This is a genomic window from Aequorivita todarodis, from assembly GCF_028561335.1.
GTDB lineage: Bacteria > Bacteroidota > Bacteroidia > Flavobacteriales > Flavobacteriaceae > Aequorivita > Aequorivita todarodis.
Genome location: NZ_JAQQTG010000006.1, coordinates 144,278 through 157,622, shown reverse-complemented (window position 1 = coordinate 157,622; position 13,345 = coordinate 144,278). Strand labels below are relative to the sequence as shown.

11 protein-coding genes are annotated in these 13,345 nt (G+C 40.2%); 4 read left to right on the top strand and 7 right to left on the bottom strand.

All coding sequences use genetic code 11. The annotated features are described in order from the left end of the window. Positions 1 to 59: 59 nt before the first annotated feature. The 3 genes from POV26_RS02590 to tsaD are packed head-to-tail and all read right to left on the bottom strand — an operon-like array spanning position 60 to position 1,755. Positions 60 to 389, bottom strand: a complete 330-nt coding sequence (locus POV26_RS02590; protein ID WP_272854933.1) for a TfoX/Sxy family protein — start codon at positions 387 to 389, stop codon at positions 60 to 62. 5 nt (positions 390 to 394) lie between these two features. Beyond that, positions 395 to 721: a hypothetical protein gene (locus POV26_RS02585; RefSeq protein WP_272854932.1), complete on the bottom strand. Its 327-nt coding sequence runs from the start codon at positions 719 to 721 to the stop codon at positions 395 to 397. Between the two features lie 11 nt (positions 722 to 732). Further along, positions 733 to 1,755 carry a tRNA (adenosine(37)-N6)-threonylcarbamoyltransferase complex transferase subunit TsaD gene (gene tsaD / locus POV26_RS02580; protein ID WP_272854931.1) on the bottom strand — a complete coding sequence of 341 codons (1,023 nt, stop codon included), beginning with the start codon at positions 1,753 to 1,755 and terminating at the stop codon, positions 733 to 735. Between the two features lie 163 nt (positions 1,756 to 1,918). Between tsaD and POV26_RS02575 the strand changes: the two genes are divergently transcribed. Continuing rightward, positions 1,919 to 6,250, top strand: a complete 4,332-nt coding sequence (locus POV26_RS02575) for a translocation/assembly module TamB domain-containing protein (protein WP_272854930.1) — start codon at positions 1,919 to 1,921, stop codon at positions 6,248 to 6,250. A 170-nt stretch (positions 6,251 to 6,420) separates the two neighbouring features. On the opposite strand, the gene POV26_RS02570 is transcribed toward POV26_RS02575, so the two are convergent. The 3 genes from POV26_RS02570 to POV26_RS02560 form a co-directional block, all read right to left on the bottom strand. After that, on the bottom strand, positions 6,421 to 7,191 hold the full coding sequence (locus POV26_RS02570; RefSeq protein ID WP_272854929.1) for a hypothetical protein: 771 nt from the start codon (positions 7,189 to 7,191) through the stop codon (positions 6,421 to 6,423). 226 nt (positions 7,192 to 7,417) lie between these two features. Further along, positions 7,418 to 8,038, bottom strand: coding sequence for an alpha-ketoglutarate-dependent dioxygenase AlkB family protein (locus tag POV26_RS02565; RefSeq protein WP_272854928.1), 621 nt, complete (start codon positions 8,036 to 8,038; stop codon positions 7,418 to 7,420). Between the two features lie 110 nt (positions 8,039 to 8,148). Beyond that, on the bottom strand, positions 8,149 to 9,276 hold the full coding sequence (locus tag POV26_RS02560) for a putative porin (RefSeq protein WP_272854927.1): 1,128 nt from the start codon (positions 9,274 to 9,276) through the stop codon (positions 8,149 to 8,151). A gap of 210 nt (positions 9,277 to 9,486) precedes the next feature. Here POV26_RS02560 and POV26_RS02555 point away from each other — a divergent pair, with 210 nt between their 5' ends. After that, the gene (locus POV26_RS02555; RefSeq protein ID WP_272854926.1) at positions 9,487 to 10,047 is read left to right on the top strand and encodes a LemA family protein; all 561 of its coding nucleotides are present in this window, start codon (positions 9,487 to 9,489) and stop codon (positions 10,045 to 10,047) included. Between the two features lie 76 nt (positions 10,048 to 10,123). Next, the gene (locus tag POV26_RS02550; protein WP_272854925.1) at positions 10,124 to 11,866 is read left to right on the top strand and encodes a DUF2207 domain-containing protein; all 1,743 of its coding nucleotides are present in this window, start codon (positions 10,124 to 10,126) and stop codon (positions 11,864 to 11,866) included. Positions 11,867 to 12,086: 220 nt separating this feature from the next. Here the strand turns inward: POV26_RS02550 and POV26_RS02545 are convergent, their stop codons facing one another. Then, positions 12,087 to 12,977, bottom strand: coding sequence for a pirin family protein (locus POV26_RS02545; protein ID WP_272854924.1), 891 nt, complete (start codon positions 12,975 to 12,977; stop codon positions 12,087 to 12,089). Between the two features lie 120 nt (positions 12,978 to 13,097). Here POV26_RS02545 and POV26_RS02540 point away from each other — a divergent pair, with 120 nt between their 5' ends. Next, a complete protein-coding gene (locus POV26_RS02540; RefSeq protein WP_272854923.1) occupies positions 13,098 to 13,271 on the top strand; it encodes a hypothetical protein in 174 nt (57 codons plus the stop codon). Positions 13,272 to 13,345 lie beyond the last annotated feature (74 nt).

Sequence of the window (13,345 nt, the reverse complement as noted above, 5' to 3'; positions counted from 1 at the left end):
AAATATACCCCCCAGCCCATAAAGGGTAGAAGTCTCGCTCCCCTCTTAGGGGCCGGGGGTTACAATTTTGTCTTTGCGTGCGCAACGCCCATTTCGGCCCATTGCTGTAATTTTTCCTCGGTATCAAAACCTTGGGTTGTTACAAAAATAAATTCCTTCATCGGTTTGCCCGTAAAATCCATTGGGCCGACAAATGGATTGGTCAATACTTCCTCCATTTTTTCACGCGGCACGCGAACCATAAGCCGTTCCTTGGTTTCGCCAACGCACATTTTCCCTTTAAAAAGAAAGCAGGTACCTCCGAACATTCGCTTTTCTTCAATATCCTTTTTCCACGGATTGAGCGCGATTCTAATTCGTTTTAATATTGCTTCGGAGTTGGGGGTCATATTTTTTATTCTGTTGCTTTATAAGGCTCTAAGTGTATATAAATTCCTATAATAAAAAAGATTGTTAATGATGCAAAGCCGAAATTTTCACCTACAAATGGTAGGGCAAACCAAACTAATCCACAGGTACCAAAAATGCTAAATATCCATTCGCTGACATGTATTTTAATTGCATAAATTGCGTTTAAAATTAGGCTAAGAATTCCTACTGCCCAACCAATATTAAATAAATTAAAAATTGTTGTTTCTGAAATTTCAAACGCAAGAGATAAAAGCAGAAATGCATAACTAATAATTAAAGCTAATAAACCAAGGTATTTTAATAGTTTCATTATCAGCTCTTTCAAAACTTCATCCGCGCCGAAGCTACCACATTATTTTCAGCAAAATTTTGGGTCTTGTATTTCAGTTCGCCCACCATGGCAATCATTGCGGCATTATCGGTACAAAACTCAAATTTGGGGATGTGGGTTTTCCAACCGTACTTTTTTTCGGCTTCTTTTAAAGCGTTACGAATACCGCTATTTGCAGAAACGCCGCCACCTATGGCAACTTCCTTTATTCCGGTTTTTTTGACGGCATTTTTCAGCTTGTCCATTAAATAATCTACAATGGTAAATTGAATACTGGCGCAAATATCTGCTATGTTTTCCGAAATAAAATCAGGGTTTTGGGCCACTTCCTTTTCAACAAAATAGAGCACGGAAGTTTTCAGACCGCTAAAACTGAAATCCATCGGGCCAACTTTTGGCTTTGGAAATTTAAACGCTTTTGGGTTTCCCTGTTGGGCATATTTGTCAACCAACGGACCGCCGGGATAGGGCAGGCCGAGTATTTTCGCACTTTTGTCAAAGGCTTCGCCCACGGCATCGTCTATGGTTTGGCCTATTATTTCCATTTCAAAATAATCGGTCACTTTCACAATCTGCGTGTGGCCGCCGCTGATGGTCATCGCCAAAAACGGAAAGTTAGGGGCTGTTTGTCCTTCGGCCTTAATGAAATGGGCCAAAATATGTGCCTGCATATGGTTCACATCTATCAGCGGAATGCCCAAACCCAAGGCCAAAGATTTTGAAAATGAGGTGCCTACAAGCAAGGAACCCATCAAGCCAGGTCCGCGTGTAAAAGCGATGGCGGATAACTGATTTTTATCGATATTTGCTATGCGTAAGGCTTGGTGGACCACAGGCACAATATTTTGCTGGTGGGCGCGGGAGGCAAGCTCGGGGACCACCCCGCCGTATTGTTCGTGAATTGCCTGTGTGGCAACAACATTGCTGCGTATTTCACCGTTGTTGATTACGGCCGCCGCGGTGTCGTCGCAGGAAGATTCAATACCGAGGATGTAACAATTTTTTTGTGTCAAAGCAAAAGGGGTATATTTATTGGTCGTAAAATTAAAACTTTAAAAGCGTATCAAAAAACTTCGGAAAATAATAGTTCGCACCTTCGTAATCATTGTATTGCTGCTCGTGCTTATAGTGATTATTTTTTCCATTCCCGCAGTGCAAACGTGGGTCGCCAAAAAAGTGACCACCAATCTTAACGAAACCTACGGAACCGATATCAACATAAAACGGTTGGGCCTAAACTGGAAGGGCGAAGTGGATATCCGCGAGGTTTATATTGCAGACCATCACCAGGATACCCTAATTTACAGTAAGGAAGTACAGACCAACATCATCAGTTTTCAAAATTTGATACAGGGCGAACTAGGCTTTGGAAATATTGAGCTGGACCACGCCAAACTCTACATTAAAACGTATAAGGACGAAGAAAACGACAACCTTTCCATCTTCGCAAAAAAATTTGATACCGGCAAGCCAAAAACTTCTCCTTTTTCACTTTTTAGCAATGATGTAACCTTAACCAATAGTAGGGTTAAAATGACGAATGAAAATCTGGAAAACCCTGAAATTTTCATTTTAGAAAATGTAAATGTGGTTGCGGATAATTTTAATATTGAAGATACAGATGTAAAGGCCAATATCAAAAACCTATCCTTAGCTGCTTCTTGGGGAATAACCATAAAGGATATGCAGACGGATTTTTCATATACTGAAACGAATATCACGCTGAAAGACCTCAACCTTGAAACCGCAGCATCTAAAGTTATGGGAGATGTGGATTTGGACTATTCCAAAAATGGCATGGCTGATTTCGTAAATGATGTTGTGATTACCGCAAATTTGAAGGATTCAAAAATTGCAACAAACGATTTGAACGCCTTTTATAATGAATTTGGTCCCGATCAGCTGATTTTACTGGATACCGAGCTAAAGGGAACTTTGAACCATTTTACGGCAAGCAACCTTAAATTTCGCACGGACGGTACAAATATTGAAGGCGATTACACTTTTGAAAACATCTTGGATCCCGAAAAGGAATATGCCATTGTCGCCTCCAAACACAATATTTCCACCAATTATTTTGACCTGAGAAGGTTCATGCCAAGGGTTTTGGGCGATGTGGTCCCCGTTGAGCTCAAAGAATTGGGCAATTTTAACCTGAGTGGGAATACTTCAATAAGGGGCAATGAACTTATTACAAAAAGCAATTTGTTAAGTGGAATTGGGCAGGCCAATGTAGATTTAAAAATGGGCAACATCAACAATATAGACAACGCCTATTATAAAGGAAACGTGGTTTTGAAGGAATTTAATCTCGGCAGGATTGCAAATACCACTTCGCTCGGAAAAATGACCGCCAACCTTGATTTTGACGGCAGTGGCTTTAACAAAAACACCGTAAACACCGAAATTTCGGGTACGGTTTCTTCCTTTAATTTTGAAGGATACAACTATAAAAATATCGTGGTTTCCGGGAATCTGAAAAATCCGCTTTTTGACGGCGAACTTTCCATAGACGACCCCAATTTGAAACTTGAATTTAAGGGATTAATAGACGCTTCTGCTAAGACAAACCATTTGGATTTTGAGGTTGATGTGGAATTTGCAGAATTGAATAAACTGAACTTGATAAAGCGCGACAGCATATCAGTTTTCACGGGAAAAGTGGTTGTGGATATGGATGGAAAGACAATTGACGACGTTGTGGGGACCATAAATTTCAGCCAAACGTTTTATCAAAACGAACGCGACAACTTTTATTTTGATGATTTCACGGTAACTTCTTCTTTTGATGGCCCAAAACGGACCATTGAAATTAACTCGCCCGATATTATAAATGGCCAAATCTCTGGAGAGTTTTTAATTGAAGATATACCCAATCTTTTTCAAAACGGGATAGCGAGCATTTATGCAAACTACATACCGCAAGAGGTTACCACGAACCAATACATCGATTATGAATTTGTGGTTTACAACAAGATTATTGATGTCTTTGTGCCCCAGCTGCAACTTGGAGACAATACCCGTGTGAAAGGTTCCGTGTCTTCTGATGAATCCAAATTCGAGCTCGATTTTCGCTCCCCGGAAATTATTCTTTTTGATAATTATATTAGCAAACTAAACATTCAGGTAGATAATGATAACCCACTGTATAACACCTATATATCTGCGGATTCGGTTTATACAGGTTTTTATAATTTAAAGGATGTAAACGTCATCAACAAAACTTTGAATGATACCATGTATGTAAGGTCCGAGTTCAGGGGCGGGGAAAAGAAAGAAGATCTTTTTAACCTTTCGCTTTACCATACTATTAACCCTGCGGGGAAATCTGTTATAGGTGTAAAAAAGTCTGACATTACCTATAAGGACAACGTTTGGTACTTAAATGAAAACAATAACCGATTGAACAAAGTTGTTTTCGACGATAATTTTAAGGAAATTAGAATAGATTCCTTGGTGCTGAGCCACAATGAACAATTGATACAAATGGCGGGCGTACTGCGGGATTCCACGTATAAAGACTTAAAAGTACGTTTCAAAGACGTAAATATTGGCGACATTACCCCAGAGATAGATAGTCTTCGACTTAAAGGAAATATGAACGGAAAGTTTGATTTTCTTCAAAAAAATGGGGCGTATTATCCCAACAGCGCCGTTACCATCGACGACGTAATTATTAACGAAATTCCCTTTGGCGATTTGGATTTGAAAATAGACGGCAATGAAGATCTTACCAAATACAGAATAAACACTTCGCTGACCAACAACAAGGTAAAGTCAATCAACGCGGTTGGCGAGATAGACGTTTCTGCCAAAAATCCGCAAATACAGCTAAATTTGGACCTCAACCAGTTCAATATGCAAGCCTTTAGCCCCTTTGGCGGCGATGTGATAACGGACATCCGTGGACTGATATCAGGTAATGCCCGGGTTTCTGGCAATTACAAATCGCCCGATATTTTGGGGCGTTTTACTATGGAGCACAGCGGATTGAAAATACCCTTTCTGAATACCGATTTCGACATTGAAAACAATGCACAGATCATTGTAACCAAGAATAAATTTGAAATTGCCCGTACAAACATAAAGGACACAAAATATGAAACCGAAGGTATTCTATACGGAAATGCCACGCACAATAATTTCGGAAATTGGGGACTGGATTTACACATAGAGGCCCCTGAAAGATTATTGGTCCTGGACACGCCACCCGAGGAAGATGCTTTGTATTACGGAACCGCATTTATTAGTGGAAGGGCAGATATTAACGGCCCAATTGACGAGTTGGTCATAGATGTTGAGGCTACTACCCAACGCGGAACCACGTTTAAAATTCCTATTAGCGACACGGAATCTATTAGTGATGATTCCTTTGTACATTTCCTTTCACCAAAAGAAAAGGAAGCGCGTATCAATGGGGAAACATTAATCAATGAGGAATCAAAAGGATTATCGCTCAATTTTGAATTGGATATCAATAAAAACGCCGAAGTGGAGGTTGTTGTGGACCAACAAAACAATTCTACCTTAAAAGGACGCGGGGCAGGGATTCTTCTCATTGAAATTAATACCAATGGAAAATTCAAGATGTATGGCGATTTTCAAATTTATGAAGGGGAATTTGATTTTAGGTACGGCGGCGTAATCCAGCGCAAAATTGGTGTGGTCCCTGGCGGAAACATAACTTGGGACGGTGCCCCTGAAAAAGCAAACCTAAACTTGAGCGCAATCTATAAAACGCAGGCCAATCCATCTATTTTGCTGGACAATCCTTCCGTAAATAGAAAAATTCCCGTGAATGTTATTGTAGGATTAAATGGAGAACTTGCCCAACCGGCTCTAAAATTTGACATAGAGTTTCCAAATGTAAGCTCAACGCTAAAAAGCGAGTTGGAGTACAAACTTAAAACCGAAGAGCAGAAACAGAACCAATCCATATTTTTATTGGCAACCGGTAACTTTGTGAATGATAATTACGGTGGTTCCAATGCTTTTGCGGGAACTTTGGCAGATAGGGTTTCAAGTTTGGTAAATGACCTTTTTGCAGATCAAGATGGAAAGTTCAGTCTTGGCGTTGGCTACACCGTTGGCGACGATACCCCCGATCGAGAAACCGCTGATTATGTAGATCTTACAATCTCCACCAAAATTACGGAACGAATCCTAATCAACGGAAAGGTGGGCGTGCCCGTTGGTGGCGCCAACGAAACTTCCGTCGCGGGCGATATTGAGGTGCAATGGCTCATCAATGACGACGGAAGCCTGCGGATGAAGTTCTTTAACAGACAGGCAGCTTTACAGTTTATAGGGGAAGACCAGATATTTGAGCAAGGGGCAGGTATTTCGTATTCGGTCGATTTCAATACTTTTCAGGAGCTGATGCAAAAACTATTCAATAAGAAAGTTGAATTGGAATCTGAATTGCCGGTAACTCCCGATGATAATACGTATCCAGTTGACTTTAATCCAAAAGCAACGAAGACGGAAGAGGAAGAAACGGGAGAGTAGTGCTTAGGGGTTTATTCTAAATTTCATAATGTTTAAGAAAGGGCAAAAAGTAATTTTCTTCGCTAATTTGTTACAATAGTCCTAAAAGTCAAATTAACTTTTTTAAGACATGGGCGGGATGCCTGCGCCAGCGCTGCAATGTATGTGATGTTAATATTTAAAAAAAAATGTCATAGTGCAAAATCAATTCCGTAAAAAATTACTTCATAAATGACGATTGATGTAATCCATTTGTACTCATTTTCATTCGGTTCTCTGAGTAATTTTAATAAGTCTGCATATACCACTTCTCTTTTCCGAACAATATCTTTCTCATAAGGGTTTACTGCGGGAAAGTCATATAACCGATTTCTCACAAAATTTCTTCTATCAGTGTTCTTTACCACATATGCAATTTCCTGTCCTTGGATTTTTACAATATAAGAACTCAAGGAGTTTTGATTTCGATTTATAGAACCTATATTTTTGTTATCCATATCTACCAAATTAGTTTGATTGACAATTTTGCCCAAATACGAACCATTATATTTTATCAATGTTTCACTTCCGGAGTGGTCGTAATAGATTTCAAAATCACTTGTTACCGCAATGATTCTTGAGGTAGCATTTGAAGCTCCTCTGTCTATTCTCCTAAATGAAATTATACGCTCATCATTTAAAGTTTTGATATATCCATTAAATTTTCTGGTAAAACCCTTTTTGAAATTATAGTCTAAATTATTTGAAATTTTCTCAATAGATTTTGATTCCCAATCAATTAAATTTTTCCTTTGAGAACGCGCCTTCAAGATCAATTCTTTTTTTTCCCTATCAAGAAGTTGGATTGATTGTTCTGAGCTCGATTTTTTAATTACATATTTTACAAAGAATACAATTCCAATTATAGGAATTGAAATAAATAATATCAAGAATATGAGAAGTAATATTTGAAATGTTTCCAATTTGCTATCGAATTTTTAGAATAATTATCATTGGTTAAAGCAATCAAACGGAAAAATTTGTTTAACGGATTCTTATGGAATAGAATTCAAATATAAATTTAATTAAAATTCTCCATTAAAAATGGTAACAAACAATCATCAATCCCCATTTCAACTCCATATTCTCAAGAACTCTATCGCTGTACCGTGAAATCCAAAGTTCTATTTATAACGCCATAATTTTTCGCTATTTCTTAACAATCGTCCTAAAGGTCAAATTAACCCGAGGGGTATTTACTTTGGTGGTTGGCGGCAACCTGTGCAGCCAGTGCGTTTGTGTAGTGCCTTTCATAATCAAAAGGCTGCCGTGTTCCAGGTTTAGGGAAATGGTTTCCTTGGTTTGCTTGTGCTTAAAGGCAAACTTGCGTTCGGCGCCAAAACTTACCGAGGCAATGGCGCCGTTCTTTTTAAGATCCTTCTCCGCATCGCTGTGCCACGCCATGCCTTCCTCACCGGAATGGTAAAGGTTTAACAAACAACTGTTAAAAGTTTCGCCGCTTTTTTCTTCCACGGTCCTTTTTAGCGCTGAAAGTTCGGGTGTCCAAAGACTTGCTTTTTTTGTGATTTTGGAATAGGTATATTCAAACTCCGTATCGCCGTACCACGCTACCTTCCTTTTGGTGATGATTTTTTTTCCGAAGATGATGGCTTCGTCGTTTTTCCAATCGATTGTATTCAGCAGGATTTCAAAATAACGGTCGGCTTCTTCTTCAGAAAACACTTTTCCGAAGTAATTTACCGTGCCGTCCCTTGGAAGGAGGTTTTCTTCTGAATTTACTTTAAAGTTGAATAAATTTGTTTGGCACATGGATGTTAAGGATTATTCATTTAGAATCTCGGTGTAATGTTCCGGGAAGGTTTTACCACAGAGATTCACAGAGAACCACAGAGGTTCACAGGGAAAACTGTTCAAAAGTACTAAAACGCAATATTAAAATCCAGCCGGATGCGGTTGCCGTTTTCCTTGGCAATACCGTAAGGCACTATTTGCTCGACAGTAAAGAAGCGCATTTTTAAATCCATATTTTCGGCAAGGGCGTAGCCTGCCATAATTTCCAAGCCCTTAAAGTTTGTGAGCCTTCCGTCCGGAGAGTTTTGCGAAGTATAATCCCAGCGGGCCCAATCGTTTTGGGCAAGATAATCAACAGCAGCAAAACGCTCCAAATACGTATAGGTTAATTGCACTTTCCAATCGCCTTTCTTATTAAGCGCGCCGATACCTGCATTGGCAACATAACCCGTTTTTTGATCCCGTAAAACTTTCGGGATGGAATCGTTGCCATTGTAATCCTGTACGTTTTGATAATAGTCGAAACCAGCGGTTACTTTTGGGTTTTTCAGAAGCACAACATTGGTTCCAAGATGGACAACTGAATAGTCTATATTAAAAGTATCGCCGCCATCGGGAATGTCCGGCATATTTTTGAAATAGTAAAAAGCAGGGAAAAACTTCAGCCTATTTTGCCAATGCGAGGAAACGAGTTGGAATCCTTCAAAATAACTATCCTTTCCCAAAGAAGAATTGCTCATGGTAAAAATGAAATGCCCCGTATTCACTTTTAGGGATTGTACAAATTCATTCCCAAAATCGAATTTCCCCGAAAGGGAAACGCCTTCGGGAAACACATTATCGCTCCAAAAAAGCTCGTTCTGTTTCTCGAAAGGAAAGGTGTTTTTCCCAATCCAAGCGCTGAGCCAGTTATAGTTGAAGTTGGCATAAATCTTTTCAAAAGCAATGGGCACGCTGCTAAATTGATCCCCCAAAGTGAGCTGCGGATCCTGCTGTTTGTTGGGCTGCCCGGTACGGATGCGCATTCCGAAGGATACCCAATCTTTAAAGTCATAAGTTGCGCCCACTCTCGCCCGGTATCGCAAACGGGTCCGGTCATCGCGTTGCGAGCCGTCCGGTTTTTGGGAATCCCAGTCTTGCTCCACCCGAAATCTAAAATCGGCGGTAAACTGAAGTTTCTTTTGAATGCTGTCGTTTTGGGCGTTTAAAAAAATAGGAAACAACAGCAAAAGCAGGAGGTAGGTAGTTTTATTCAAAATTGCAAAAAATTGGTTGGGTGTTGATCATTTTGAAATTAAATGTAGTCGAAAATTATTTAGCCCCAAAATTTTAAACATAGTTGTAGTTTTAATAAAAGATAGTATCTTAGATGTTCAAAATGAATTGATTGTCTTCTCCTTTTTACGGCTAACCGGTGTTATTTGTAAACGATCAATAAATAACCAAAACTCTTTAAATATTTAATTATGGGTGTTCTATTACTTCTTTTAGGTGTTATAATAGTAATCGTTCTTTTGCTCGTTGTAATCTTCAACCGCTTTGTTAAAAACAAAAATATGGTGAAGGATGCCTGGAGCAATATAGACGTTGCGCTGAAACGCCGTTACGATTTGATTCCAAACCTTGTGGAAACCGTAAAAGGCTATGCCGCGCACGAAAAAACAACCTTGGAAAATGTTATCAATGCCCGTAATGCCGCAATGGCCGTGCCTGCTGACGATATTAACGGACAGATTAAAGCTGAAAACCAGCTGCAGCAAACCTTGCGCAGTATTTTCGCTTTGGGCGAGGCCTATCCAGATTTAAAAGCCAATGCTGGTTTTTTGGATCTTCAACAAAAATTGAACGAGATAGAGGAAAACCTGGAGCGCAGCCGTCGCTATTACAACGGTACGGTCCGCGAGAACAATACCTATGGCGAAAGTATGCCGGGCGTATTGTTTGCGGGAATGTTTGGCTATAAGCATTTCGATTATTTTGAAGCGGAGGCTGCCGAACGGGAAAATGTGAAGGTTAGTTTTAATTGAAAAAGTTTATGGGTTTATGGGTTTATAAGTTTATAGGAGATAATTCAAGAATCGAATAAGCCAAACCTAATCTGGAATGAGTAATAACACCATCATAAAAAAAGTAAACTTAAACTTTCAGTTTAATAAAAAACTGTTCCTGTTTCTTTTTGGGTTTTTATTTTTTCTGAAAGGATTTTCCCAAGGCTTTGACGTAAACCATTGTCAGGTTGATATTTACATCAATGAAGACGGTTATTTTGATGTGGTTGAAAACTACGATCTAAACTTTACGGAATACAAACACGGTATTTACAGAAATATTCAAGTGAAATACGATTTGCTTACCGAAGATGGAAAGCTTGAAAAACGCAGAATTAAAATCAGGAAGATTGATGTGCCATCCCACAAATATCAAGCAGATCCGGATTTTGTGCAAAAGCTTAGCAATAGTCTTCAAATTAAAATTGGCGATAAAAATAAAACAATTATTGGGCCGCAGCATTACCAGATAAAATACAGGGTTTACAACGCCTTTCTATTTGAGGATTCCCAAATTCGTTTTTATTGGAATATAAAGCCCGAGGGTTGGTATGCCGTGTTTCGGCAGCTCGACTTTACCGTGCATCTTCCCAAAGGCGTGACCGGCGACATAGACACTATTTTTGTTTACTCAGGAAATAGGGGTATAGACACCCCAAGCAATGATTTTGAGGTAAGTTATGATGACGGCGTTTATACCGCCAAAAGCGGCCCCAACTTTCTTTCCGTTCCCGGGCAAAGCGTAACCGTATTGCTCAATCTTCCTTTGGGTTCTGTAAAGGAACTGAAACCTTGGTGGCCTTTTTGGACCGATTATGGGTGGACGCTGATTCTGGGCGCCATGCTGTTTGCCTTTTATTGGGTTTGGAACAAATACGGAAAGGATGATAGGGTAGTAGCCACTACCAGTTATTTCCCCCCAAGTGGTGTGGATCCGGCAATGGCGGGTTTTTTAATTGACGACAGCGCAGATACTCCAGATCTTATTTCCTTGATACCCTATTGGGGCGCAAGAGGCATTATCAAAATGGAACAGATTCCCAAAAAGGGCTGGTTCGGAAAAGACGATACCAAGCTTACCCGGCTGCGCCCTTTGCCCGTTGATGCGCCCAAATATGAAGAAACTATCTTCCGGGGACTCTTTGGGATTGGTTCCGGTACTAGTGAAAAGGAAGTCTTGGTCAGCAGTTTGGTAGATAGCTTTTACACAACAATGAATTCCGCAAAGATGATTTTAAAGGACCAGGCCCAGATTTATTATGATGCACAGGCCAAAAAAATGCAGACCAAAACCGTGATAGGGGTTTTGCTTCTGGGGGTCCTGCTATTTTTTGTTTTTTTATTCTTTTGGGGACTTTGGGCAGCTTTGGCTGTAATTCCTGTTGTGATTTTCCTGTTGTTTATGACAGTTTATATGGTGAAGAAGAATGCAAGGGGCAATGATGTTTTCTCGGATTTAAAAGGTTTTAAAAACTTCATAAAGATTGCGGAGGAAAACAAACTGAAAATGCTGTTGAAGGACAGCCCAAACTATTTTGAAACCACGATGGGCTACGCGCTCGCATTTGGCCTTTTTGACCAATGGGCAAAGAAGTTTGAAGCGCTCGATATACAACCGCCCAGTTGGTACACTTCATCTGCGGGTGCATTTACGATGCACAATTTCTCCAATTCATTTTCAGATTCTATTTCATCGGCACAGTCCACGATGGTCAGTTCGCCATCCAGCAGTGGCTCTTCGGGAGGGGGAGGTTCCTCGGGCGGCGGTTTTGGTGGCGGCGGCGGCGGAAGCTGGTAATAGATCTAAGAGGAAAAACATAACTGCGAAGATTTTAATTTGTTTGCATATTTCTTAAGTGAAAGGCTTCGTTTTCAATTCGGATCTTTATAGACTGGCTTTTCTCAATCGTGTTTTGGTTCAGACAAATGACAATAGTTGTTTTTTGTTTCGTCCAAAGTCTGTGAAATCAGGCTGAAGCTTTCTTTTTTTACCAGTATCCCTTTTTTCAGCATAACAATTAGTTTCTATTTTTATTGAATGTTGGATACGGAATAAAATCGGTTTCGTCGCCTTCAATTTTAGGAAAGGATTGTGCTTTCCATTTCTCCTTGGCGTCCTCAATGCGTTCCTTGCTCGAAGAAACGAAGTTCCAGTCTATAAAGCGTTCCTCGGGAAAAGGTTCGCCGCCAAAAATATAAATGGTGCTGTTTTCCTGAATGGTAAATTCGCAAAGTGTGCTATCCTTGGCCACCAATAATTGTTTGGGCTCATAGACATTTCCTTCACTTTCAATGGCGCCTTTTAGAATATAAAGGCCCGATTCGCCATAAAGTGCTTCGCCGATATTCACGACCTGCCGGGTCTTGCTTTTTATTTCAATCATAAACAGTTTGCTGAAAACGGGTACCGGTGATTTTCTTCCGAAGGCTTCGCCAGCAACGAGTTTAAATTGAAGATCGCCCTCGGTCCAACTGGGAATTTCCTGTGCTTCAACGTGCGTAAACTGAGGCTCCATTTCCTCTAAATGTTTTGGCAATGCTACCCAGATCTGCAGTCCGTGCATGTGCAATTTTGAAAGTCTTAGATATTCGGGGGTGCGTTCGGAATGGACAATTCCTTTGCCCGCCGTCATCCAGTTTACCGCGCCGGGTTTTATTTCCACTTTGTTGCCAAGAGTGTCGCGGTGCATAATACTGCCCTCGAATAAAAAGGTGAGGGTAGAGAGGCCAATGTGCGGATGCGGCCACACATCGAAATTTTCCCGCTCGCTTAATTTTACGGGACCCATATGGTCTATGTAAATAAAGGGTCCCACCATTCGTTTTTGACGGAATGGCAATAACCGCCCCACCATAAATTTCCCGATGCTGGCGGCTCTTTCTTCTATTATCAGTTTGATGTTTGACATGTGGTTTGAAAATCAAATTTAACGTTTTTCCAATTGGCTCTGCAATTTGTTTTCAACAACCGTCAAGAGTGCTTGGAAATTGTTACCGTATTCTGAAGCAAAAGGCTTCCGGTTAGGGAAATGGTCAATCAGGAACATTACAAATACAGAAAGAAATTTACCCTTCAGTGTTTCTCTTCCGAAGATTGGATAACGCTCATACAGAACCATCCCGAAATTATGAAACAGCCCATAGCGCTGCGGGGCAATAAAACCCTTTGGGTAAAAACCCCGACGGATATTATCTGGATTTAAGCCATTTTTTGTAACTTAACTTTTAACGGCCAATCATGTTTACATCGTTGGTTCTATATTGCTTCCCTTGAATC